This is a genomic window from Flagellimonas zhangzhouensis (genome assembly GCF_900102925.1).
In the GTDB taxonomy this organism is placed as follows: domain Bacteria; phylum Bacteroidota; class Bacteroidia; order Flavobacteriales; family Flavobacteriaceae; genus Flagellimonas; species Flagellimonas zhangzhouensis.
Genome location: NZ_FNKI01000001.1, coordinates 409469 through 434682, shown reverse-complemented (window position 1 = coordinate 434682; position 25214 = coordinate 409469). Strand labels below are relative to the sequence as shown.

Genomic DNA, 25214 nt, shown 5'->3' with positions numbered 1-25214 from the left:
CAATACATTTTTTGGTTGGTTAGTTAAGAATCGCTCCAAGCATTATGGTTTGGGGCGATTCTTTATTTGTTTCTGTTTTTATAGTCCGACGGATTTTCCCCAGTAATTTTTTTAAACGTTCGATTAAAATAGGACAAGCTTTCAAACCCGCATTCGTAGCAAGTTTCGCTAATGTTCCTACCTGTGAGCAACAATCGTTTGGCTTGCGTAATGCGATATTGGTTCAAAAAATGGGTGAAAGTGCTCCCCGTATTTTTCTTGAAATACCTACAAAATGCTTCTTTGCCCAAGTTGATGGAATCTGCAATGTCCTCCAAAGCTATTTTTTTGGAATAGTGCTTGTCAATAAAGGAATAGACCTTTTGCAAACGTTCTTGCTGCTTATTGGCCTTGTTGCTTATAATGGGGTTGGAATGTAAAAGTTCAAACTCATCACTTTTTGCCAACAATTTTAGTAGCTGCAAAATTTTAAGGAATTGCTCAAACTTGCCCATGCCCTGCAACTGCATCATGATGGCCCCGACTGTTTTTTTGGTTTCTCCATAAAAGGCGATGCCATGCTGTGATTTATCCAATAGCTCATACACATCTTCCAATTCTTCGATTTCGGTAAACACCTTTTCTTTAAATGAAGCACTGATGTGCAACACCTCTTTATGGTATTCGGTTTTGATTCCGTGATCAAAATTCAAATGCGGAATATTGGAACCGATCAATACAAGGTCACTTCCCTTAAAATTGGAAATGTGATGTCCAACATGTCGCTTGCCATCGGCTCCTTCAATATACACCAACTCAAATTCGGGATGAAAATGCCAAAAGAAGAGATCGTTCAACTTAGGATTGTGCAATAAATGAAAAGAACTTTTCTCGTTGGGTTGTATGTTTTCGAGTTGAATTTTCATTGAATTGCTCAAATAAATTTAAAAATAACCAATTTAAATCAATATAGTTCAAATTTTGGTCAATGATAGGGTAGAAACCCCATTTCGGCTCCTATAGTTTTGGGATATAGAATTTTAACTAAAAAAACAGAACAATATGATGCAGCAAAAAATGGAAATGGCGAACAAAGCACATGAAGCCATTCCTGGAAATCCATCCACCGCAACCAGCAGTAAAACAAAACTCAACGATAGATCTAATGGTAAACCTTTACGAGTACTGTCTGAAGAAGATTGGGCATTTTGGATTGAGAACGGATACATCGTGATCAAGAACGCCGTTCCAAAGGAACAAGCCAAAGCAACTGCCGATTTTTTATGGGAGTTTGATGAAAAGGATCCTAACGACCCAGAAACTTGGTATGCTCCACCACGGGCAGAAATGCAAATGAAAGAACTTACGGGAACAGGCATGGTTGAGGTGTACAATCACCAACATTTATGGAACAACAGACAATCCCAAAAGGTGTATGATGCCTTTGTGGATATTTGGGGCACAGAAAAATTATGGGTAACGATAGATCGCGCCAACTTGAATATGCCACAACGCCCAGGAGAAAACAAAAAAGGATTTATTCATTGGGATTACGACCCTGAGACAAGACCTCAAAATGTGCAAGGTGTATTGGCCCTTGCGGACCAAATGGATGAGAATATGGGCGGATTTCAATGTATTCCTTGGTTGTATCGAAACTACGATACTTGGAAATTGACCCAACCTGAAGATCGAGACCATTTTCAACCCGATGTTACTGGATTGGAGGATGAAATAGTGAAAGTAAAACTGGAAGCTGGTGATCTATTGATTTTCAACAGTACTCAACCACACGGAATTCGTCCCAATAAATCAGGAGATAAAGTGCGAATCGCCCAGTATATTTCCATGATGCCAGCCGAAGAAGACAATGAGAAAATGCGGGAATGGCGTATCAATTCATGGAGAAATAGGATTGCACCAGAGGGCTATGCATTTCCTGGCGACCCAAGAAAATGGGAGCAAACCAAATACGATACTGCAAATTTAAGTTCGTTGGGAGAAAAGTTATTGGGATTGACTAACTGGTAGATTATCAAATCCTTAAAAATTTCCAAGCGATTAGGGTCTTGCATTTAATAATGCTATTTTTGCCCGCTTCAAGAATGAAGCCATGAAGAAGTACCTCAATCTTTTCGATTTTTCCCAAAAAGTAAACTACCGAACTGAAATATTATCAGGCTTGACCGTTGCCCTTGCTTTGGTGCCCGAAGCCATCGCTTTTGCCTTTATCGCAGGTTTGTCTCCACTGACGGGTTTGTATGCAGCCTTTGTGATGGGATTGGTTACTTCCATTTTGGGTGGTAGGCCAGGAATGATTTCAGGGGCAACTGGTGCTGTTGCCGTAGTGATTGTGAGTTTGGCGCAACAATATGGTGTAGAATATGTTTTCGCCACCGTTGTGCTAGCAGGTATCATGCAGATGTTGGCAGGTTTCCTTCGTTTGGGAAAATTGATGAGATTGGTCCCACATCCAGCCATATTTGGGTTTGTGAACGGATTGGCGGTAATCATTTTTATGTCCCAGCTAAGCCAATTTAAAACTGCCGATGGTGAGTGGTTGACTGGAAGTACCATGTTGATTTTTCTTGGATTGGTGTTGTTGACCATGTTGATCATTTGGGGAATGCCAAAACTTACTAAAGTAATTCCAGCGTCGTTGGCGGCAATTTTAGTGGTTTTTGGCATTGTATTTTTCTTTGGATTGGATACTCGAACTATTGGGGATATTGCTTCCATTCAAGGAACTTTTCCTCCATTTCACATTCCTGATCTCCCTTTTACATTTGAGACCTTACAGATCATATTCCCGTTTGCTGCGATTGTAGCAGGAGTTGGATTGATTGAAAGTTTATTGACCTTGAACATTGTGGATGAAATTACAGAAACCCGTGGTCGAGGAAATAAGGAAGCTGTGGCACAAGGAGCTGCAAATGTGCTATCTGGTTTGTTCTCTGGGATGGGTGGTTGTGCCATGATCGGTCAGAGTTTGATCAATACTTCTAATGGGGCAAGAGCTCGACTTTCTGGAATTTTTGCAGCCTTGATGTTGTTGGTGTTTATCATGTTCGGTTCAAGTCTGATTGAAAAAGTACCGATGGCCGCATTAACAGGTTTGATGATCATGGTGGCATTGGGAACTTTTGAGTGGGCCAGTTTAAAAACTTTCCGCCGTATGCCAAAATCTGACGTTTTGGTAATGGTGCTCGTTACCTTGGTGACCATTTTCCTTCACAATTTGGCCTTGGCCGTTTTGGTAGGGGTCATTATTTCTGCTTTGGTATTTGCTTGGGACAATGCAAAACGTATACGAGCTAGAAAATATACGGATGAGGATGGCGTAAAGCATTACGAAATCTATGGCCCATTATTCTTTGGTAGCACTACCTTATTTGCTGAAAAGTTTGATGTGCTCAACGATCCAGAAGAAGTGGTAATTGACTTTGCCGAAAGTAGGTTGGTAGATATGTCAGCCATTGAAGCGGTGAATAAAATCACCGAGCGCTACCGAAAAGTGGACAAAAAAGTTCACTTAAAACACTTAAGTAGCGACTGCCGAAGATTGTTGGCCAATGCCGATGATATTATCGAGGTAAATGTTCTGGAAGACCCAACCTATAAAGTTGCGGTGGATAATTAAACAACTAAACTAGTTCTGCATTTTAGCTGAAATTTGTCAGTTCGAGTGATTTTTCGGAAGAAAAATTGTATCGAGAACTTGAATTTTAATCCCAAAACCAATTCTCGATATAAAATTCCTTTGGAATTTCACTCGAATTGACGGCTTTGGTATAAAGACTTTTAAAATATACAACGGGTTAACTTAATCTTTTGTAACTCCCAAAAATGGATTCACGTTGGGGTTTTGTGGATTTCCACTCGACCTACGCATTAATGTGATTTGTCCTGTGTGATAAATGCAGTCAGAAATCATCCCATTGATCATGTTCCAATAGGCAAATTCCGATTGTTGGTCACCACGTTTAAAGATGATTTTAAAGTCTTTCATTTCTTCCGCACTGGATCCCAAAACTTTTTCACTGGCTCTTTTAAGGTTTTGAAGTGTAAGCGTCCTTAGTTCCTCATACGAATAAGATGGTGCGTTGGCAGGCTTTTCATAGGGCAATGCATCTGGAGCCAACAAAATATTGTTGCTCATGGTATTGATATGCTCCATGGTCTCTTTAATGGAACGGCCATCTTCAGACGGTTTATAGGCCAAATCCTTTTCCGTAAGTCCTTCCGTAGCCCAATAAAAACGATAGCCCAAACCATCGATCATTCGGGAAACCAAATTGCCAGGCCCATAATTTTCGGGTTGAGGAGGAATTTGTTTATAAGGAAGTTCCATTTCTTGAGCTTGCATAAAAAGGTTGGCCGTTAACATAAAGATAAGGGCTGTTAATTTTAAAACGGAAAAATGTTTCATGTAGGTTTTGGGGTAAAAAAGTTCCTAATCGCAATCAGTTTTGGTCAAAGGCATGGAGGAACTGTAAATTATGGTCTCTTTATCCTTGAATTTGGTGCCAGTTTCATCCAATTCACCAAATCCTTCATAGAGTTGACCATCTTTCCATAAAAAAGCAACCTCTCGGGAGCTTTCAATGCCTTCGGATGCAAAAGTATAACTTCCCATAAGAATACTATCCCGTAACATTCCAGAAAATGAACCTGAGTTAGCATCCTTTTCTTTAAAGGCATAGTTCAATTGCCCAACTATTGAATCATTGGATTGAGAAATCTCCAATTCAATTTTATTGCCATTGGCTTCATACGTATAACATCCCAAGTCCAAACTTTGTGGAACATGCACATCGGGTATAGTTTCTTCTGTGATTATGGGTGGATCAACTTCTTTGCTTTCTTCTTTGGTTTTGCATCCAAATACCAAAAGGATGAAGAAGCTTGTAATTAGCAAGTGCTTCATAGCTAGTCTATTTTTTTGAAAACAAGTAGGTTTTCTTCATTCGGATTTGAAAGATACAAGCGATTGTTTTCCACTTTATAGGTGGTGCTTGCCTGCAAAGCCGTCAAGAATTCAGATTCCTTTTCCATGGATGGACATGCCATTCGAGTACCAGCTATTTGGGTGAAGCGTAGCAAACCGTTTTCAAAAAATAAACTTCCTGTCATTCGATTACAGCCTGAAAATCCAGAAAAGCGATTGGAATTCACATTGACTTCCATATTTGGCACATCTTGTTCATTAAAATCTTCCTTGGAAACAGTTGTACCTTTCATGGATTCCAGTACCCAAATATCATGCAGTCGATAATCGGTGATGTAGCTGCCACAACCCTCATAAACTACGGTTTCTCCACCACCTGTACTTTTATAGGATACGGTAACCGTGTATGTAAATTCTTCACCAGACATGGCGTTGGTACACGGTTTGTGTGCAATAATCACATCCATTTCGGTAGCTTCTGTTTTAATCCGATACATGCTGATGTTTCCATCCTGAGCCTTTATGGCCTCGGTTGGTGGCGTCATGATTGTATCCTCCATGGTCTTAAGTTCCACCTTGTCACCATATAATTTTAACCCCCAAAAAGGTTCGGTGCCATTCGCGCTAAAATAACTGCCGTCGGGTTCAAAAGCCAAAGGCTCAATAGTTCTTTTTATTTCTTTTTTCATGGTGTCAACAGAAGTTTCGAAAGGTTGTGCTTCTAGTTCAGATGGTGTCTCTTTTTTCCTTTCTACGCAATTGGAAAACAAGAAAAGTGCGGTCAATGCAAATAGGAGTTTTTTCATGGTGTTACGGATTTAAATCGCATCATTACAATATCACCCATTAACAGGTTGAGTTTGTCTTCTTCAAAGGAATAGCCATCTATTTTTTTCATCATTTCCAAAAATTGGCGTTCGCTTCCACCACAAAACATCATGGTAGTGGGCCCAGGTTCTCCAAACGAAATGGAGTCTTCTGAAAGTGTATATTCTGTTCGATACCCATTGCAACTATCGGTTCCTGATACTATTCCAGTTTCTTGGTCGAATGTTATAAGTGGTTTTTTATCGGGAAACAATCCCTTAAAGGCAATGCGTGGACCTGTGATGTATTCCAATTCCCAAGTTTTGCCAAATAGGGAATCGGAAGTTGATTTACTGCTTGAACAGGATTCTGCTAAAATTAGGGCAGAAAAAAATAGGATGATAGAGGCCTTCATCTTTATTTGTTAATGGTTTAGTGACAGAAAATTACTAAAAAATAAGATGAAAAGCACCCCTTTAGAGGGTTAATAAAAGGCTAAATGATAGGATTATGACTTACGCTTGCTCCAGATTTCATAAATGGGATCCCCTTTACTACTAAAACCTGAATGATGCCAGTTTCCATCTTTGAGTTCGTAGTTGAATTCCAAACTAGCACCCACCCTTGAATCATCACGAGAGAAAAAGCTAATATTTTCGGTATATTTTCCATCTATTGTAGTGTACGTTCCTCCACCTGTTCCCATAAATTCTTTGGTTTCGATGTTGTATGCAATCCATTGGAAACGGGTGCCCGATAATATTTTCATGGTCTTTCGGGGACCTGAAATATCTCGCATTTGGATCTCACCATCCCTTTTTCGACCAGAAATCAACCATGCGCCGAAAAGGTCACCAGGTGTCCCATCATCAATTTTGGTCCAACTCAATTTTCCCAATTCCAAGTTTCCATTAGTAAAGGAGTATGATTCCGTTTTAGTTTCACCAACAATGCCAGAATTATTGGAGGCATACTCATAGGTTAGGTTTAAACTTTCCCCATCCAAAGCATAGCTGCCTCCCTTGGTGGCCAGAAACTTTCCATTCGGTTTTTCAAAAATGGCTTCCGAAAAATATTCTCCCGTAAAAATCAAAGTATGCTCCACTTGGTATCCTTTCCCGTCAGATTCAACCATGGTCCATGCACCATCTAAACTTTGAGCCATTGAAATGTGGCTTAAAAACAGGGAGCAAAGAATTAAAAAGAGATGTTTCATGGGAATTAGTTTTACCCTAAAATAAAAAAATGCTGTTGCTTAAACTAGTAAACAACAGCATTTTAAATGTATTGGTTTGGTCTTTATAGCGTTCTCAAGTATTCAGCTACGTCCCTTGCTTCCTCTTCTGTTAGGTTTTGATTCAGCATAATAGCGTTGTTGTATTCTTTCAACAAGGCTTGTGCAATGGAATCTTCTTTCAACATTCCGTCAGGATTCAAGATCATATTCATTACCCATGCAGGACTTCTTCTGTCGTAAACATCTTTTAAAGCAGGGCCGATCATTCTTTTGTCAATCATGTGACAGGCAACACAAATAGCTTCAAATTTTGCTTTTCCGCGATCAGCCATAGCTTGATCAATATCGGCTGGGAATTCCAAATCTTTGATGGGACCAACACCATTATTGTCCAAATCAACAGGAACAGTTGCTTTGGTTTCAGCCGCTTTTTCTTCAGTTTTGGTACGGCTCACCTCAAAACCATCTTTCTTTTCTTCTTTCTTTCCGCCGCAACTAGCGATCATAGCACCAAGTGCCAAGAACAGGACAACTTTTTTCATTATTACTTTCTTGATGTTTGTTTGTGTAAATGCAGCTACTAATATAGGTATTTAGGGTGTAATAATGGTAGGGATTTTTGTTTTGTCCCTCACAAAGCCTATAAGATTGATCTTAAATGGAGTTGAAAAAGGTTACTGCTTTTTTTTCGGTGTAGGTGATATTGTCTTTTCCCCAGAAACCAACATGCCCCCCATAAGTTGGAGTTTCCAAATATAAGTTGGGATTTTTTTCCACTTCTTTGAAAGGGTAGCATTCAGGCCCCAAGAACGAATCGTTTTTGGCATTGATGATCAGGCTGGGTACTTTAATATTTGGTAAAAATTGCAGCGAACTGCATTGTTCGTAATAATCCAAAGCATCTTTAAATTGATGCGCCTTGCTGGTGTAGGTGTCGTCGAAATCCTTAAGCGTCTTTATTTTCCTGATTTCTTGCTCGGTGATTTGATCTGGGAACATGTCACGTTTGATCCGCAATTTGTCCAATAGATTTCTCTTGAAGCGCTGTGCGTACAAAATATTTTTAGTAGAATGCAATTCCTTGCAAGAGCTATGAAGACTACATGGCACTGAAACCGCTACGGCTCCCTTTATGTTTTCTGAAGCATTTGAATTTTCACCCAAGTACTTTAATAATAGGTTGCCACCCAAACTAAACCCTTTTAAATATATTGTAGGATAATTTCTGGTGTTTAAAATGTGACGAACAACTTCGGTTAAATCTTCCGTAGCCCCTGAATGATATGATCGATACAGTTTGTTCGGTTCTCCGCTGCATCCCCTTAGGTTGATGGCGCAACAATCATAACCGTTTTGATTCAAGATTTTGGCACTTCCCGTGATGTATGGTCGTTGTGCATCACCCTCTAATCCGTGAATCAAAATCACCAATTTATCCGACGGTTCAGAAGCATAACTCCAATCTAAATCCAAAAAATCACTATCAGAAAGGGTAATCCGTTCCCTTTTTTGCACCACCCCGTTTACCGAACGAATTATCCCCGAATAAATAGTGGAGAAATGTCCATTCTTAAAAAATATCGGAGGGTTATATTTCGATGCAACTTGTGGCATTTGAGAAACTAGTTTTTTGGAAAGGTTTCCAACAATTTGGCCTGAGCTTCAATGGCTGTTTTAAATTCTGATTTCAGATTTTTGACCAGTTCAGAAACTGGCAGTACATCGTCAATTGTGGTGACTCCTTGCCCTGCCGACCAAATCGTTTTCCATGCTTTGGCTTCGGTGTTGAGTTCCTTTCCAAAATCAATTTTGGTATCTTTTTTAAGGTCTTCATCGGTAATTCCTGCTGCCTTTAAGCTCGATGCTAAAAAGTTTGCATGTACTCCAGAAATGGCCGCGGTGTATACAATATCACTTGCGCCAGCATCTACAATCATTTTTCGATATTCTTCTGGGGCTTTGCTCTCTTCCGTATTTATAAAACGGGTTCCCATATAAGCCAAATCGGCCCCCATTTGTAAGGCAGCAGCAACATCTTGACCTGTACTAATGCATCCCGAAAGCAATATGGTCTTGTGGAAGAATTTCTTCACCTCGGCAATCAAACTCATCGGATTGATGGTGCCTCCGTGTCCACCAGCACCAGCAGAAACCAAAATAAGACCGTCTACTCCAGCCTCGGCCGCTTTTTCAGCGTGACGTTTTTTAATAATGTCGTGAAAAACCAATCCACCATAGCTGTGAATGGCATCCACCACCATACTCACGGCGCCCAATGATGTAATCACCAAAGGCACCTTATGTTTCATACAAAGTTTAACATCGGCTTCCAACCTAGGATTGGTTGGATGCACTACCAAATTCACGCCAAATGGAGCCGCTTTCTTTCCTGACTCCGCCTCAAATTTTTCGAGTTCAGATTTTATTTCAATAAGCCATTCCTCAAAACCCTCACTAGTGCGTTGGTTTAGTGCTGGAAACGTTCCAACAATACCATTTTTGCAACACTCGATGACCAATTTAGGTCCTGAAATCAGGAACATAGGTGCGGCAACAACGGGGAGTGACAAATCGGAAATAAATGCTGCTTTTTGACTCATAAGGGTAGTGTTAAACTATGATTAAAAATAGAAACAATTCTGCTCAAGATAGGCATCGGTTTTCAAAACTATGGTATTTTTACGATTATTATGCATGCATAACAAAATAACCCGCTATGTTTTTAAAAGAATTTGAGATCAGATGGAGCGATATTGATGCCAACAGGCACATGGCCAACTCTGCATATATAAATTTTATGAGTCACACCCGAATGGATTATTTGGGAAAGGCTGGATTCAACCAAAAAAGTTTTGCCCGTTACAATTTAGGGCCTGTGGTTTTCTATGAGCATGTCTATTATTTTAAGGAAGCATTTCCAGGAAAACCCGTAAAAGTGTCTTTGGAGTTCGTAGGAATGAGCGAGGACGGAATGTTTTTTGAGTTTAGACACAACTTTTTTGACATCAACGGGAAAAATTTTGCCCGCTGTGAGATGATGGGTGCATGGATTGACTTAAAAGAAAGAAAGTTGATTGGATTGCCAGATGAATTGTTGGGTGCACTTCAGGGTATGGAAAAAACAGATGATTTTAAGACCTTGACCAAGGCCGATACCCGCAAATTTGTTCAAAAGCCAATGGATTTGAACATTCCTCAAACATAAGGTAGGTTTAAGATATCCTCGGTTTTGGCTTTTTACTGGCCAAATACACCCCGATCAAAACAAAGCTAGTTGCCACCACCTTGATTAAGGTGAGATGGTCTTTGCCCGTTAAAATGGCAAAAATGATTCCCACCAATGGTTGCACGTACATAAAAGCGCCAATGGTGGATGCTTTTACCTGCATCAGGGCATAGGCGTTGAACAAATAAGTTAAAAAGGTAGTGCCAATAACAACAAAGGCGATGGATCCCAAAGCCCAAAGTGGGATGGTGGACCATTCAATTTCAACAACTTCATGCCAAGTCAATGGCAAGTTGATGATGACGGCAATGGTGAACAACCATTTCATTAAGGTAAAAGGATGGTATTTTTCAATCAATTTTTTAACCACGATGAGATAAGCGCCATAGGATGTTGCATTCACCACAAAAAGGAAATTACCTAAAGGGATATTGGGAGCATCTTGCCGTACTTCGGCCCCAAACATAATGAGTCCGATAGCGCCAACAAATCCTAAAAATACGCCTAGTCCTTTATTTAGGGTGATACGCTCCTTTAAAAGGAAAGCTGACATAATCACCACAATAATTGGGCTTATGGTGACGAGCACCGAGCTATTAATTGGGGTAGAAAGTTGCAGTCCTTTAAAAAAGGACAACATATTGATGACCATTCCCAAAATGGAACAAACCAAAATGCGGAGCCAGTCCCTTTTTTCAATTTTTTCCTTGGGTCCCCAAAAAGAAATCAACCAAAAAAGCAATGCAGCACCCGTGACCCTCAGGAAAATAAATCCAAAAGATTCCACATAAGTGGGCATTACCCCTTTTGCAATGGTGTGATTGACGCCATAAATGGTTGTGGCGCCCAAGGCAGCCAATATGGCCAAGGTTCTTTTACTCATGAATGCAATGCCTCATTGGCCGCTTCGACCACTTTTTTGGAATTCCCAACAAATATTTGTCCATCAACCAAGGTCACAGGACGCTTTAAAAAAGTGTAATGTTCCAAAATCAGGTTTTTGTAATCGTCTTCGGTTAGTTCTTGTTCATGAAGTCCTCTTTGGCGAAAAAGCATGGCTCTTCTGCTAAAAAGAGATTCGTAACTGCCTGAAAGTTGGGCCATTTCATCCAATTGCTCAGGAGTTATGGGTTCTGATTTTATCTCTTGCAAGGTTACTCCATCCAAAGGTTCCAACTCTTTTAAAATACGAATACAAGTTGAGCAGCTGCCCAAATGGTATATTTTTTTCATGCTATTTGGTATTGGAGGACAAAGGAAGCCAAATTTCAAACAATACTTGTGAAGTAAAGGTAAATTCAACAGCTTTTGGGAAAGCTGTTTTAAAAATTCAAAGTAGTTTTATCGCATCAAAACGGTTTAAAAAATCACAGGCATGGAAAAGATTTTCGATATACTCTTAAAGAATAGAGCCATTCTTCACAACTTTTTAGAGAACACCCCCGAAGAAGATTTATTTAAGATTCCTGAGGGGTTTAACAATAATATTTGGTGGAACATTGCCCATGTGGTGGTGACTCCACAATTATTAATGTATAAATTGAGTGGATTGGATTTTACCATTGAAGAGGAATTGGTCAATGCCTATAAAAAAGGAACTTTCCCCAATGGAATTCCTAGCCAAGAGGAACGCGATAAAATTTCAATGTATTTGTTCAGCACTGTGGAACAAATTCAGAAAGATTACGAAGCTGGGAAATTCAAAACTTTTCAGGAGTATATGACCACCCCGAAAATTGGGTTGAGCAGTCCAGAGGACGCACTATCCTTTAACGTGTTTCACGAGGGATTGCATTTGGGAGCCATTCTGGCCTTGAAAAAAGCGGTAAAAGAACAAGCTTAAGGCCCGACCTTTCTTTTTAAGTACAAATTGATTTCGTTGTAAGGCAAAACCATGGAAATTGGTCCATCTGCATACGAAGCCACTTCGTATTGGTTGTAGATCAATTGAATGCCCTCTTTGGTATACCCTATATTATTGGGTAAATGAAAAGCATCACCCTCGAACATAAAACCCGTGGAGTTGATATTTTTGTCTTGCGGGATATCTTCTTGAATTCTGAATTTGGTCTCTGCGAATTTTTCAAAGCCCTCCAAATTGCTAAATAGCTCCCAGTTTTCCAATTCAGCACCTTGCGCTTTATCAAAATTTAAAAAAGAGGTTGCGGCATAACCGTGTGCTCCTCCCGTAAAAGAATACGATTCCAATTTAATAGTGATGATCCAATCATTCTCAAAAACCACTTCACCCTTAATCTTGGCCTCCCAAGCTACCTCTTCTGGAAATTTGGTCTTTAATTCTTTATAACTACTGGTGAAAGAACTGATCGCCTTGTCCACATTATCGATAGTTCTATCCTCACTAAACGACAAAAGACTTATGATTTCTTCCCGTAGTGCCACATCTATGGCTTTTGCCACAGGAGTTTCATCCAAAACCGATGGTATATTGATGGTAATATTAGGGCAATCTGCACAAGTCTCTCCAATAAGGGAAACAGTCTCGTAAGTAAGTTTGGTATCGGTAGCACAACTTCCTATCACGCCTAAAATAAGGGTCAGGCCGAAGAATTTTTTCATGGGTTGAGGTTTTTGGGTCATCAAAAATACTACTTCGTTGATTACCCCAAAAGATAACGATACATTTGTGGTAAGATTTAAAGGGTATGAGCAAGAAAGAGCTAAAATTCAATAGCAAAACCATACACGGAGGTCAACATCCAGATGCCGCTTACGGAGCTGTGATGCCTCCTATCTACCAAACCTCTACCTATGCCCAACCCACCCCGGGCGGACATAAAGGATTTGAATATTCTAGAGGGGCCAATCCTACCCGAACAGCTTTGGAAAATGCGGTGGCAAGTCTCGAAAATGGGAACTACGGAATGGCTTTTGGAAGCGGTATGGCCGCCATTGATGCTGTGATTAAATTGCTGGGTCCAGGAGACGAAGTAATCTGTACCAGTGACTTGTACGGGGGGAGTTACCGCCTTTTTAAAGGAGTGTTCGAGAAATATGGAATCAAATTTAGGTTTTCGGATATGGTGGATATGAAAGCATTGGCTTCGCAAATCGACCAAAACACCAAATTGGTTTGGGTGGAGACCCCGACCAATCCCATGATGAACATAATTGATATTAAAGCGGTGGCCAAAGTCACCAAAGCTAAGAATGTGTTATTGGCGGTGGACAATACGTTTGCTACCCCTTATTTGCAACGCCCTTTGGATTTGGGAGCTGATCTAGTGATGCATTCTGCAACCAAATATTTGGGAGGGCATAGCGATGTGGTGGTCGGAGCGTTGGTCGTAAAAGATGAAAAATTGGCGGAACAACTTTACTTCATTCAAAAATCAAGTGGGGGTATTTGTGGGCCTATGGACAGTTTTTTAACGCTTCGCGGCATAAAAACCCTTCATGTGCGCATGCAACGGCATTGTGAGAATGGAGAAGTCATTGCAAAATATTTAAAAGCACATCCAAAAGTGGAGAAAGTGTATTGGCCAGGATTCACATCTCATCCCAACCATAAAATTGCCAAAGAGCAAATGAGTGGTTTTGGGGGTATGATTTCTTTTATTCCCATGGGAGCAAATTATGATGAAGCTATCAAAATTGTGGAGCGATTGAACATTTTCACCCTTGCCGAGTCTTTGGGGGGAGTTGAAAGTTTAGTGGGCCATCCAGCGAGTATGTCGCACGGTAGTATTCCCAAGGAAGAACGCGAAAAAAATGGTGTAGTTGACGCACTTATTCGATTAAGTGTCGGAATTGAGGATGTAGATGACCTAATCAGTGATTTGGAACAAGCCCTCAATTAAAATATTTTGAAAAATTTATAAAAAATAAATATTCAAATTATGTAAATAATATAATTTTGCGCTCAAATTAACAATATAATAAAATTAACCCATGTCTCAAGGGTAAAGGGACAACTAATTATAATCCGTTTATGGAAACAAAAATCAAAGCGTTTATGGATGAGGTGATTGCCAGAAATGGGCATGAACCAGAATTCATTCAAGCAGTGCAAGAGGTAGCGGAAACCGTTATACCTTATATTGTTCAGCACGACATTTATCACGGGAAAAATATCCTACTTCGCATGGTAGAGCCTGAGCGCCTAATTTCATTTAGAGTGGCTTGGGTTGATGATGATGGGGAAATACATGTGAACCGTGGTTACCGTATTCAAATGAACTCGGCCATCGGACCTTATAAAGGTGGATTGCGTTTTCACCCTACAGTAAACGCAAGTGTATTGAAATTCTTGGCTTTCGAGCAAGTTTTCAAAAACAGTTTGACTACCCTTCCAATGGGTGGTGGTAAAGGAGGTTCCGATTTTGACCCTAAAGGAAAATCCGACGATGAGATCATGCGTTTTTGCCATGCTTTCATGACCGAGTTGTGCCGACACATTGGTCCAAATACCGACGTTCCTGCGGGAGATATTGGTGTGGGTGCCCGTGAAATCGGATTCTTGTTCGGTATGTACAAGAAAATCAGAAACGAATTTACTGGAGTTTTGACAGGTAAAGGTCTTTCTTGGGGTGGATCATTGATTCGTCCAGAAGCAACAGGATATGGAACCGTTTATTTTGCTGACAGCATGCTTAAAACCAAAGGAGAGACTTTTGAAGGTAAGAATGTGGTGATTTCAGGTTCTGGAAACGTTGCCCAGTACGCTGCTGAAAAAGTATTGCAATTGGGTGGTAAGGTTTTGACCCTATCGGATTCTGGAGGATATATTCATGATAAAGACGGAATTGATGCCGAGAAATTGGCGTTTGTAATGGATTTGAAAAACAACAAACGCGGAAGAATCTCCGAGTATGCTGATAAATATCCATCTGCAGAGTTCCACAAAGGTGAAACACCTTGGAAAGTAGCTTGTGATATCGCCTTGCCTTGTGCAACCCAAAATGAGTTGCATGGTGATGATGCAGAAATTTTGATCAAAAATGGATGTATTGCCGTGGCAGAAGGAGCCAATATGCCTTCTACACCTGAAGCTATCCATTCATTTCACGATGCTAAGATCTTGTTTGCGCCAGGTAAAGCATCCAATGCTGGCGGTGTGGCCACTTCTGGATTGGAAATGTCGCAAAACTCTTTGCGTATCAGCTGGACACGCGAGGAAGTGGATGATCGTTTAAAAGGTATCATGTCTGATATTCACGATGCTTGTATTCAATACGGCCAAGAAGAGGATGGATATTGCAACTATGTAAAAGGAGCCAATATTGCTGGTTTCGTTAAAGTTGCAGATGCCATGTTGGCCCAAGGGGTGATATAATAACAAACCATCTTGAATGGTTTTTAGTTAGCAGTTACCGAAAGGAGTAATTACTTTTACACTTCTGGTAACTGCTTTTTTTATTCCATGCAAGTAACAACAAAGGCTATTGTACTTTCCTCCCTCAAATATGGGGACACCAGTCTTATTGTTCGCGCTTTCACCGAATCCGATGGGATGAAATCGTATTTACTGAAAGGAGTACTTGCTTCCAAAAAAGGAAAACTAAAACCCGCTTATTTTTTACCCTTGATGCAATTGGAAATTGTGGCTAACCATAAAAACAAGGGCACTTTGGAAAGTATCCGAGAGGTAAAAGTGAGCGCTCCCTACCAATCTCTGCATACGGATATTGTAAAAAACAGTGTGGTTTTATTTTTGGCCGAAATGTTGGGCAATTCCATTTCCGAAGAAGAGCAAGATCTTGGCCTTTTCAATTATTTGGAATATGCTTTGCATTGGATGGATATCCACTCGCTTTCTCCCAATTTTCACATCCTCTTTTTGTTGAATCTGACCAAGTTTTTAGGCTTCTATCCAGACACATATCAGCAAAACTCGCCGTTTTTCGATTTACAAGAGGGAAGCTTCTGCAAAACACCCTCCCTCAATCCCTTGATTCAGAGTGAAAATCTGGAAAATTTCAAAAAGTTTTTAGGCACGAATTTTGAGGCATTAAATACAATCCAACTAACTAAGTCTAATAGGCGAGAACTCTTAAAAACAATGATACTATATTTCCGATTGCATGTGCACGGATTTAGGGAACCAAAGTCTCTTGCCGTATTAAATGCTGTATTTACTTAAAATGCAAAACCTAAAACCAACTTTAACCCTATTCCTTTTATTTTTCAACCTAACCTTTTATGCCCAACAAGTAACCGTTTTAGATGCCGATACGGGTATCCCGATTGATAATGTTGCCATTTTCAACAAGGACCAGTCTAGTTCTACCATTACCGATTCCAATGGTAAGGGAGATTTGAGTCTATTTTCGGAAGATGAAAGAATTACATTCAAGCACATCAGTTTTGATGTGTATACGACAACTAAAACGATGATCAATCGCAGAGGCAATCGTGTGTATCTGCATTTGAGTACCGAAGAATTGCAGGAAGTGGTGATGTCTGTATCCAAGTGGCAACAACAACGAAAACACATTCCCCAGAAAATTGAAACCTTGGACGACAAAAGCATAGCTTTTACGAATCCGCAAACTTCGGCAGATCTGTTGCAGAACAGTGGAACGGTTTTCGTTCAAAAAAGTCAATTGGGTGGAGGTAGCCCTATGATTAGGGGTTTTGCCACCAATCGAATTCTTTTATCTGTTGATGGTGTGCGAATGAACAACGCCATATTTCGAGGAGGAAATCTTCAGAATGTAATTTCAGTTGATCCCTTCGCCATCAAGAAAACAGAAATCACTTTTGGTCCTGGGTCTGTAATTTATGGTAGTGATGCCATTGGTGGAGTTATGAATTTTTATACCCAACAACCACACTTATCTTTTACGGACAGTTTGGCTTTTTCGGGCAATGTGAATTATAGGTTCGCCACTGCCAATTCGGAAAACACGGCCCATGTCGATTTTAACTTTGGACAGAAAAAATGGGCTTCGTACACCAGTTTCACCTACAATAATTTTGGTGATTTACGAATGGGTGAACATGGTCCTGACTCCTATTTGCGCAACAATTATGTGATTCGAGAGAACGATCAAGATGTGTTGGTTGCCAATGACAATCCCAAGAAACAAGTGACCACAGGGTACGATCAAATCAACTTTCTTCAAAAATTCACCTATAAACCCAATAACATTTGGAAGTACGATTTAGGATTGTACTATTCAGAAACCTCAGACTATTCAAGGTATGACCGTTTGATTCGCCCAAGCAGGGATGGTGACGGTTTACGTTCTGCGGAATGGTATTATGGCCCACAAAAATGGTTTATGGGGAATTTTCAGGTTACAAAAAAAGGCAAGAATATGTTTTATGATGGCGTAAAACTGACCACTGCCTACCAATTTTTTGAGGAAAGCCGTCATGATAGAGGTTTTGGTGATGTGGAATTGTACTCCACCCAAGAAAAAGTGGATGCTTTTTCGGTTAACCTCGATTTTGACAATAAAAAAATCGGAAATCTAAATCTGTTTTATGGCGCTGAATATGTGTTCAACAAAGTGCATTCCAATGGTAGCGTTCGTGATATTGAAACGGATGAAGTTGCCGAAACAGCATCCCGTTATCCTGATGGAGCAACTTGGCAAACATTGGCTGGATATGTGAATGGGGAGTATCAATTAAAACCCAATTTTACCCTTTTGTCTGGAATTCGATACAGTCAAGTTTGGGTCGATGCCGTTTTCGACACCACTTTTTACCCTTTTCCGTTTGATGAAGCAGACATCATCACAGGTGCATTAACAGGAAGTTTAGGGTTTAGCTGGTTTCCTTGGTCCGATTTTCAAGTGACCTTGAACGGTTCAACTGGATTTAGAGCACCCAACATTGATGACATCGGAAAGATTTTTGATTCCGAACCTGGTTCTGTAGTGGTTCCCAATACCGATTTGGAGCCCGAGTACGCTTACAACGGAGAATTGGGATTGCGAAAAAATTTCAACGATTTTTTGACCTTAAAAGGAGCGGCTTTTTATACCTATTTGGTGGATGCTTTGGTGCGTCGCGATTTTGCCTTTAATGGAGAAACCGAGATTGAATACAATGGCGAGTTGAGCAATGTGCAGGCCATTCAGAATGCAGCAAGGGCCTATGTGTATGGTTTTGAATTTGGAATGGAAGCCTATTTTGATGAGCATTGGTCGCTAACATCCAACCTTACCATTACCGAAGGAACGGAAGAGGATGATGACGGCGTGGATAGCCCATCTCGACATGCTGCCCCAACGTTTGGTGATGTGCATTTGATATGGCAAAACCAAAAATTAAAAACGGATGTATTCTTGAATTACAACGGAGAGGTGAGCAACGAAGATTTATCACTTTCTGAACAAGGTAAGACCTATATGTATGCCGAGGATGCCAATGGAAACCCGTATTCGCCTTCGTGGTACACCTTGAATTTTAGATCGCAATATCAAATTACAAATGCCTTAAAAGCTTCGGTAAGTTTGGAAAATATGACCAACCAACGTTATCGAATGTATTCTTCAGGGATTGTGGCCCCAGGAACAAACCTTATTTTAGGTGTTGGCTACGTATTCTAAAAAAACAATAGGCTCGGGATTACCCGAGCCTTCTTTTTTATTTTTTTGTTGATTAAAGACTATCAATAGCCTTTTTTACTGTTTCTTTAGCTTCTTCTGCGGCTTTTTCAAGACTATCCAATGCTTTTTCGCCAGCTTCCTTGGCGTCCTCACCTGCTTCTTTCAAAGCTTTTGCAGCTTCATCGGCTGCATCTTGCAAATCTTTACTGGCATGTTCCAGCGATTTACTGATTTCTTCCTTGGCCTTTTTGGCCTTGTCATCCTTGTCATTGCATGAGCTGATAGACACTGTGAACAGCAGGGCAAAAGCGATAAAAAGTAATTTTTTCATTGTGTGCGTGATTTGAGTTAATGATCATTTCAAGATAAAGAAAGTAAAGTTAACCAGTGATTTGGGATTTATCATATTTAGGTTAAGGGAATTATGGGAATTCTAATGCGAAAAGGGAGCCTATAATTCCATCTAAATTTATAATTTTGCAAACTTGAATTCGAGAAGAAGAAGCAGTTTATGAAGTTTGCGGAATATAAGGGATTGGATTTACCAAAAGTATCTGAAGAGATTCTTGCTTTTTGGAAGGACAAACAAATATTTGAAAAGAGTGTTTCCACAAGGGAGGGCAAAGAAAGCTATGTGTTTTACGAAGGCCCACCCTCTGCAAACGGAATGCCTGGAATTCACCACGTAATGGCACGTACCATCAAGGATATTTTTCCGAGGTACAAAACCATGAAAGGTTTTCAGGTGAAAAGAAAAGCTGGATGGGATACCCACGGTTTACCTGTTGAGATCGGTGTGGAAAAGGAATTGGGAATCACCAAAGAGGATATCGGTAAAAAAATCTCGGTGGAAGAGTACAACGCAGCTTGTAAAAAAGCGGTAATGCGTTATACGGATGTTTGGAACGAGATGACCGAAAAAGTCGGCTATTGGGTAGATATGGATGATCCATACATCACCTACAAACCCAAATACATGGAATCTGTTTGGTGGTTGCTCAAGCAGATTTACGACAAAGGACTTTTATATAAAGGCTATACCATTCAACCGTATTCACCAAAAGCGGGCACAGGTTTAAGTTCCCACGAATTGAACCAGCCTGGGACTTATCAGGATGTAACTGATACAACGGTTACAGCACAGTTTAAGGCCAAGAAAGAAACGCTTCCTGATTTCTTGAAGAATGTTGAGGGCGACCTATTCTTTTTGGCGTGGACGACCACACCTTGGACGTTGCCATCAAACACAGCGTTGACGGTAGGGCCAAAAATCGATTACGTAACGGTAAAAACATTTAATCAATACACCTTTGAGCCGATCATTGTTGTTTTGGCGAAAAACTTGGTGAATTATAATTTCTCTGGAAAGTTTACAAAGGTTGAAACCGAAGAGGAATTGTCCAGTTTTATAGAGGGAGACAAAAAGATTCCATTTTTGGTGGGAGATAGCTTTTTAGGAAAAGATTTGGTAGGCATCCAGTACGAGCAATTGATTGATTATGTTCAGCCGTATGAAAACCCTGAAAATGCTTTCCGAGTAATTTCTGGGGATTTTGTTACCACAGAAGATGGTACTGGAATCGTGCACACGGCTCCAACTTTTGGTGCGGATGATGCCTTGGTGGCAAAACAGGCTACTCCAGAAGTGCCTCCAATGTTGGTGTTGGATGAAAATGATAATCCAGTTCCGTTGGTGGATCTTCAAGGAAAGTTTAGACCTGAGCTTAAAGAGTTTGGTGGCAAGTATGTGAAGAACGAATACTACGATGAGGGAGAAGCACCCGAGAAATCGGTAGATGTTGAGATTGCCATCAAACTAAAAGAAGAAAACAAGGCCTTTAAGGTTGAAAAATACGTGCACAGTTATCCAAATTGCTGGCGTACAGATAAACCGATTTTATATTACCCATTGAATTCATGGTTTATTAAGGTAACCGATGTGAAGGACCGTATGTTCGAGTTGAACCAATCCATCAATTGGAAGCCAAAATCAACGGGAGAGGGACGTTTCGGAAACTGGTTGGCAAATGCCAACGATTGGAACCTTTCTCGATCTAGATATTGGGGTATTCCCTTGCCAATATGGAGAACGGAAGACGGTAAAGAGGAACAGATCATCGGTTCTGTGAAAGAGTTAAAGTCAGAAATGGCAAAAGCTGTGGAAGTAGGAGTGATGGATAAAGATGTGTTCGATGATTTTGTGGTGGGCGACATGAGTGAGGCCAACTACGATAAAATCGACCTACATAAAAACATTGTGGATGGAATTACCTTGGTTTCTCCATCAGGGCAACCCATGAAACGCGAATCGGATCTTATTGATGTTTGGTTTGATAGCGGATCCATGCCCTATGCACAATGGCACTACCCATTTGAAAACAAGGAATTGATTGATGACGGTATTGCGTTCCCTGCCAATTTTATTGCTGAGGGAGTAGACCAGACTCGAGGTTGGTTCTATACGCTTCACGCTATCGGCACCATGGTTTTTGATAGCATTGCCTATAAAAATGTGGTTTCCAACGGACTTGTTTTGGATAAGGAAGGCAAGAAAATGTCCAAGCGACTGGGGAATGCCGTAGATCCATTCGAGGTATTGCCAGAGCACGGACCCGATGCCACGCGTTGGTATATGATCTCCAACGCCAACCCCTGGGACAACCTTAAGTTTGATATTGAAGGAGTGGTTGAGGTAAAGCGTAAGTTCTTCGGAACACTTTACAACACTTACTCTTTTATGGCACTTTATGCCAATATTGATGAGTTTGACTATTCCGAAGCCGATATTCCTTTGGAAGAAAGACCAGAAATTGATCAGTGGATTCTTTCTGAACTTCATACGTTGATCAAGAATGTGGATGAAGCTTACGAAGATTATGAGGCTACCCGTGCCGCTCGAATGATATCCGATTACGTTCAAGAGAATTTGAGCAACTGGTATGTGCGTTTGAGTAGAAGACGTTTCTGGAAAGGCGATTATGAGCAGGATAAGATTTCGGCCTATCAAACCTTATATACTTGCTTGGTGACTGTGGCGAAACTTTCATCGCCGATCGTTCCTTTCTTTATGGATCGTTTGTACAAGGATTTGGTGGCTACCACACAAAAGGAATCATTTGAAAGCGTCCACTTGGCAGAATTTCCGGTGTACGATGCTTCAATGGTGAACAAAAAGCTGGAACGTAAGATGCAATTGGCTCAGAAAATTTCATCTTTGGTACTTTCCATCCGTCAAAAGGAGAAAATAAAGGTGCGTCAACCCTTGCAAAAAATTATGATTCCTGTGTTGGATGAAGAGCAGAAATTGGATATCGAAGCTGTATCTAACCTGATCAAATCCGAGGTGAATGTAAAGGAGATTGAGTTGTTGGATGATGCTTCGGGAATCTTGGTGAAACAAATTAAACCAAATTTTAAGGTGTTAGGCCCGAAATTTGGTAAGGATATGAAAGCGATAGCTGGTGCTGTTGCGCAATTGGGTCAAGAAGATATCCAAAAAATAGAACGAGAAGGAGAATTATTGCTACAATTGGAAAATAAAACCGTTAATTTACAGTTAACCGATGTAGAGATAAGTTCTCAAGATATTGAAGGTTGGTTGGTAGCCAGCTCTGGTTCTTTAACAGTTGCATTGGATGTAACCATCGATGAAACTTTGAGAAAAGAAGGAATTGCAAGGGAACTTGTAAACCGAATCCAGAACATCCGAAAGGAGTCAGGATTTGAGGTTACCGATAAGATTGATATTAAAATATTGAAGGACGGCTTTGTGGAAAATGCCATTTCCAGCAACGAGGATTACATTAAAACTGAAACCCTTACAGCCGAGCTTAACCTAGAAGAAAATTTGGAGGAAGGCGTTGCCATCTCCTTTGATGAAGTGAATACCAAACTGTTTATTCAAAAGCACTAGACCATGGCAGAAGATTTAAAAGTTAGATACTCCGATAAGGACCTAGAGGAATTTAGAACGCTAATAGAAGAAAAAATAGAGAAGGCCAAACAGCATTTGGAGCTTTTAAAAAGTTCCTATATGAACGATGGTAATAATGGTACGGACGATACTTCGCCTACCTTTAAGGCTTTCGAAGAAGGTTCCGAAACAATGAGCAAAGAGGCCAATACCCAATTGGCAATTCGTCAAGAGAAGTTTATTCGCGACCTGAAGAATGCTTTGTTGCGTATTGAGAACAAAACTTACGGCATTTGCAGAGTGACTGGAAAGCTCATTAATAAAGAGCGTTTGAAATTGGTTCCCCATGCTACATTGAGCATTGAGGCGAAGAACATGCAGAAATAACAAGAACGCCCGAGGGCGTTTTTTCTTTATGAGGTCTTTTCTTTTTTTTATGAGCTTGCTTATGTTCATGAATCTTCATGGGCAAAAATTGGTGAAAAAGGCCTTTCTGGATCCTAGAACTGAAACCATACAGATTGATGCGGAATATTGTTACCGTATTGATGTGAAGACCTCCAAAGACAAAGAACTCCATGTGAGTGCAAGTATGGAGGGCGAATATGCAGATGATTTATTGATTTCGATTGAGGAAAGCGGTACCACAGCCATGGTCAGTGCAGATTTCCAACCTCTTTTTGTAAATCCTAACGATAAATTAAGTGCCCACAAAGTGGTTTCCATTGCCCTGGAAGTTCAAGTTCCCGAATACAAGAATGTGCAGATTTTTGGCACCAATAGTAATGTGTATGCCCAAGGCAATTACCATAAATTGAACATTACGTTGGCCGATGGTATGTGTGCCCTTGAAAATGTTGCGGAAAGTGTGGAGGTGAGCACTCAAGAGGGCGATATTACGCTTTCGGCTCCAAGCGGAGATATAATTGCCGAGAGTAATTATGGAAAGGTGGAATCCAATTCCATTCCCAAAGGGAATAATCAATTTATATTAAGGTCGGTAGAAGGAAACATCTACCTGAAGAAAACAAAATAATATCCATATTTTTGCAATCCTTTTACTAAAAGTATGAGTTTAAAAAAGTCCCTGATTATCATAGTTCTGCTACTACTTGTAGATCAGATCAGCAAAATATATATCAAGACCAATTTTATTTTGGGTGAATCTCATGATGTGTTGGGATGGTTTAAAATTCTATTCATCGAGAATGAAGGGGCAGCTTGGGGAACTAAACTGAGTGATCTTTTGCCTATTTCTGAATCTGCAGGAAAATTGGTACTTACCATTTTTAGAATATTCGCTGTTTTTGGAATTGGATATTGGCTTTGGGACATTATTAAAAAGCAATCCCCAAGAACATTGGTTTTGGCAGTTTCCCTCATTTTTGCTGGAGCAGTTGGGAACATAATCGACTCTGTGTTTTATGGAATTATTTTTGATCACAGTAATGGTCAGGTAGCTACAATTTTCGCTCAAGAGTCCTATAGCAGTTTATTTCACGGAAAGGTTGTGGATATGCTTTATTTCCCTTTAGTGGATACCACGTGGCCCGAATGGGTTCCTTCAGTTGGTGGTCAACGATTCCGTTTCTTTGAACCAGTATTTAATATTGCCGATACTGCAATTAGTACGGGTGTGGGTATTTTAATCGTGTTCAATAAAAAGGCGTTCCCAAAACCAGCTGAGAAAAAGGAGGAATTGGAAGATCAGAATGCATAAACCTTTTCTGGGGTAATGCAGTAGTCCAATTTCACATCATTTTCGTGTACATCCGAAATGGGTTCGGTCTCTGCACTAAAAAAGGACAATCCAATTTTAACCGTTTCTGTTCTGCACTTACCAAGAAAGGTATCGTAGAAGCCTTTGCCGTAGCCAACGCGATTTCCCATTGCATCAAAAGCCAATAAGGGAATAAAAACCACATCAATTTTATCTTCTTGAATTACAATGCCATCAACGGGTTCTGGGATTCCCCATTTATTTTTTTTAAAGGGAGTGCTATCGGTAAGCAAATAATTTTCCATACTATTTACCCCTCTCACTTTGGGAACAACAACATTTTTATCTTTTCCTTGAAGAAGTGTGATTAGCGGAAGCGTGTCAATTTCTTTTTGTTCTTCGATGCTGAGAAAAATATGAAAATAAAAAAAATCCCATATTGGGATTTGCAGTGCTTGATTGGCTAAAATCAAACTTAAATCCGAGATTTTGGACTCATTCAGTTCCAATCTTAGATTTTTGTATTTTTTTCTTAATTCATGTTTCAACATCTTACTGTTGAAGAATTTGGGGTTGTTTTGGGTATTTTTATTTATTCACCTTTTGATGAAACGGAGAAAAATATCTTGAAGAATAACATTAACATCAAGTACATTCCCAAAACGATAATATAATTTTCCATAGGATTGTATTTATAGGGTTAAATATAGGTAAAGAGAATGAAAAAATTACCATGAAATGCATCTTTTATCGATGAAATGCATCTTTTTTATCACTTTTTAACAATTTAGACCCATTCCACACTGTGAAATTCACATGTTTTAGCAATAACACTGAAAAAAATCTTTTGATTCATAGT

The 25214-nt window shown here is 40.0% G+C and carries 26 protein-coding genes; 12 read left to right on the top strand and 14 right to left on the bottom strand.

Annotation, left to right across the window (positions count from 1 at the left end; all coding sequences use genetic code 11):
- Positions 1-62: 62 nt before the first annotated feature.
- Positions 63-905: an AraC family transcriptional regulator gene (locus tag BLQ18_RS01855; protein WP_090292086.1), complete on the bottom strand. Its 843-nt coding sequence runs from the start codon at positions 903-905 to the stop codon at positions 63-65.
- A 136-nt stretch (positions 906-1041) separates the two neighbouring features.
- Between BLQ18_RS01855 and BLQ18_RS01850 the strand changes: the two genes are divergently transcribed.
- The gene (locus BLQ18_RS01850; protein WP_090292084.1) at positions 1042-2010 is read left to right on the top strand and encodes a phytanoyl-CoA dioxygenase family protein; all 969 of its coding nucleotides are present in this window, start codon (positions 1042-1044) and stop codon (positions 2008-2010) included.
- A gap of 82 nt (positions 2011-2092) precedes the next feature.
- Complete coding sequence (locus tag BLQ18_RS01845; protein WP_090292082.1) at positions 2093-3619, top strand: SulP family inorganic anion transporter; 1527 nt, start codon at positions 2093-2095, stop codon at positions 3617-3619.
- A 183-nt stretch (positions 3620-3802) separates the two neighbouring features.
- On the opposite strand, the gene BLQ18_RS01840 is transcribed toward BLQ18_RS01845, so the two are convergent.
- From BLQ18_RS01840 to BLQ18_RS01805, 8 genes are all read right to left on the bottom strand, one after another.
- On the bottom strand, positions 3803-4408 hold the full coding sequence (locus tag BLQ18_RS01840) for a DinB family protein (protein ID WP_217630562.1): 606 nt from the start codon (positions 4406-4408) through the stop codon (positions 3803-3805).
- A 24-nt stretch (positions 4409-4432) separates the two neighbouring features.
- On the bottom strand, positions 4433-4906 hold the full coding sequence (locus BLQ18_RS01835; protein ID WP_090292080.1) for a hypothetical protein: 474 nt from the start codon (positions 4904-4906) through the stop codon (positions 4433-4435).
- A 2-nt stretch (positions 4907-4908) separates the two neighbouring features.
- Complete coding sequence (locus BLQ18_RS01830) at positions 4909-5733, bottom strand: META domain-containing protein (protein WP_090292078.1); 825 nt, start codon at positions 5731-5733, stop codon at positions 4909-4911.
- Complete coding sequence (locus BLQ18_RS01825) at positions 5730-6149, bottom strand: META domain-containing protein (RefSeq protein ID WP_090292077.1); 420 nt, start codon at positions 6147-6149, stop codon at positions 5730-5732. The genes BLQ18_RS01830 and BLQ18_RS01825 overlap by 4 nt, the downstream gene beginning before the upstream one ends.
- A gap of 93 nt (positions 6150-6242) precedes the next feature.
- Positions 6243-6950: a hypothetical protein gene (locus BLQ18_RS01820; RefSeq protein WP_090292075.1), complete on the bottom strand. Its 708-nt coding sequence runs from the start codon at positions 6948-6950 to the stop codon at positions 6243-6245.
- An 83-nt stretch (positions 6951-7033) separates the two neighbouring features.
- Complete coding sequence (locus BLQ18_RS01815; RefSeq protein WP_090292073.1) at positions 7034-7513, bottom strand: c-type cytochrome; 480 nt, start codon at positions 7511-7513, stop codon at positions 7034-7036.
- A gap of 112 nt (positions 7514-7625) precedes the next feature.
- Entirely contained in the window at positions 7626-8585 is a 960-nt protein-coding gene (locus BLQ18_RS01810) for a YheT family hydrolase (RefSeq protein WP_090292070.1), read from the bottom strand.
- An 8-nt stretch (positions 8586-8593) separates the two neighbouring features.
- Positions 8594-9571 (bottom strand): NAD(P)H-dependent flavin oxidoreductase, encoded by a 978-nt coding sequence (locus tag BLQ18_RS01805; protein WP_090292068.1) that lies wholly within the window; start codon positions 9569-9571, stop codon positions 8594-8596.
- Between the two features lie 116 nt (positions 9572-9687).
- Here BLQ18_RS01805 and BLQ18_RS01800 point away from each other — a divergent pair, with 116 nt between their 5' ends.
- A complete protein-coding gene (locus BLQ18_RS01800; RefSeq protein ID WP_090292066.1) occupies positions 9688-10176 on the top strand; it encodes an acyl-CoA thioesterase in 489 nt (162 codons plus the stop codon).
- A gap of 7 nt (positions 10177-10183) precedes the next feature.
- Here BLQ18_RS01800 and BLQ18_RS01795 read toward each other — a convergent pair whose 3' ends face one another.
- A complete protein-coding gene (locus BLQ18_RS01795) occupies positions 10184-11080 on the bottom strand; it encodes a DMT family transporter (protein ID WP_090292064.1) in 897 nt (298 codons plus the stop codon).
- A complete protein-coding gene (locus tag BLQ18_RS01790; protein WP_090292063.1) occupies positions 11077-11430 on the bottom strand; it encodes an arsenate reductase family protein in 354 nt (117 codons plus the stop codon). The genes BLQ18_RS01795 and BLQ18_RS01790 overlap by 4 nt, the downstream gene beginning before the upstream one ends.
- A 142-nt stretch (positions 11431-11572) precedes the next feature.
- Here BLQ18_RS01790 and BLQ18_RS01785 point away from each other — a divergent pair, with 142 nt between their 5' ends.
- Positions 11573-12040, top strand: coding sequence for a DinB family protein (locus BLQ18_RS01785; RefSeq protein WP_090292061.1), 468 nt, complete (start codon positions 11573-11575; stop codon positions 12038-12040).
- On the opposite strand, the gene BLQ18_RS01780 is transcribed toward BLQ18_RS01785, so the two are convergent.
- A complete protein-coding gene (locus BLQ18_RS01780; RefSeq protein WP_090293628.1) occupies positions 12037-12777 on the bottom strand; it encodes a DUF3298 and DUF4163 domain-containing protein in 741 nt (246 codons plus the stop codon). The genes BLQ18_RS01785 and BLQ18_RS01780 overlap by 4 nt on opposite strands.
- 86 nt (positions 12778-12863) lie before the next feature.
- Between BLQ18_RS01780 and BLQ18_RS01775 the strand changes: the two genes are divergently transcribed.
- The 4 genes from BLQ18_RS01775 to BLQ18_RS01760 all read left to right on the top strand — a co-directional run bounded on the left by BLQ18_RS01775 (position 12864) and on the right by BLQ18_RS01760 (position 18722).
- On the top strand, positions 12864-14018 hold the full coding sequence (locus BLQ18_RS01775; RefSeq protein WP_090292059.1) for a cystathionine gamma-synthase: 1155 nt from the start codon (positions 12864-12866) through the stop codon (positions 14016-14018).
- Between the two features lie 131 nt (positions 14019-14149).
- Positions 14150-15493 carry an NADP-specific glutamate dehydrogenase gene (gene gdhA / locus BLQ18_RS01770; protein WP_090292057.1) on the top strand — a complete coding sequence of 448 codons (1344 nt, stop codon included), beginning with the start codon at positions 14150-14152 and terminating at the stop codon, positions 15491-15493.
- An 87-nt stretch (positions 15494-15580) separates the two neighbouring features.
- Complete coding sequence (gene recO / locus BLQ18_RS01765) at positions 15581-16300, top strand: DNA repair protein RecO (RefSeq protein ID WP_090292056.1); 720 nt, start codon at positions 15581-15583, stop codon at positions 16298-16300.
- Position 16301: 1 nt separating this feature from the next.
- Complete coding sequence (locus tag BLQ18_RS01760) at positions 16302-18722, top strand: TonB-dependent receptor (RefSeq protein ID WP_090293627.1); 2421 nt, start codon at positions 16302-16304, stop codon at positions 18720-18722.
- Positions 18723-18774: 52 nt separating this feature from the next.
- On the opposite strand, the gene BLQ18_RS01755 is transcribed toward BLQ18_RS01760, so the two are convergent.
- A complete protein-coding gene (locus BLQ18_RS01755) occupies positions 18775-19053 on the bottom strand; it encodes a hypothetical protein (protein ID WP_090292054.1) in 279 nt (92 codons plus the stop codon).
- A gap of 180 nt (positions 19054-19233) precedes the next feature.
- Between BLQ18_RS01755 and ileS the strand changes: the two genes are divergently transcribed.
- The 4 genes from ileS to BLQ18_RS01735 all read left to right on the top strand — a co-directional run bounded on the left by ileS (position 19234) and on the right by BLQ18_RS01735 (position 24355).
- Complete coding sequence (gene ileS / locus BLQ18_RS01750) at positions 19234-22635, top strand: isoleucine--tRNA ligase (protein ID WP_090292052.1); 3402 nt, start codon at positions 19234-19236, stop codon at positions 22633-22635.
- Positions 22636-22638: 3 nt separating this feature from the next.
- Positions 22639-23022, top strand: a complete 384-nt coding sequence (locus BLQ18_RS01745) for a TraR/DksA family transcriptional regulator (protein ID WP_090292051.1) — start codon at positions 22639-22641, stop codon at positions 23020-23022.
- A gap of 61 nt (positions 23023-23083) precedes the next feature.
- Positions 23084-23671 carry a hypothetical protein gene (locus BLQ18_RS01740; RefSeq protein WP_245668049.1) on the top strand — a complete coding sequence of 196 codons (588 nt, stop codon included), beginning with the start codon at positions 23084-23086 and terminating at the stop codon, positions 23669-23671.
- A gap of 33 nt (positions 23672-23704) precedes the next feature.
- Positions 23705-24355: a lipoprotein signal peptidase gene (locus tag BLQ18_RS01735; RefSeq protein ID WP_090292047.1), complete on the top strand. Its 651-nt coding sequence runs from the start codon at positions 23705-23707 to the stop codon at positions 24353-24355.
- Here BLQ18_RS01735 and BLQ18_RS01730 read toward each other — a convergent pair.
- On the bottom strand, positions 24343-24906 hold the full coding sequence (locus BLQ18_RS01730; protein WP_090292045.1) for a 5-formyltetrahydrofolate cyclo-ligase: 564 nt from the start codon (positions 24904-24906) through the stop codon (positions 24343-24345). The two genes, BLQ18_RS01735 and BLQ18_RS01730, sit on opposite strands and share 13 nt — an antisense overlap.
- Between the last annotated feature and the right edge of the window lie 308 nt (positions 24907-25214).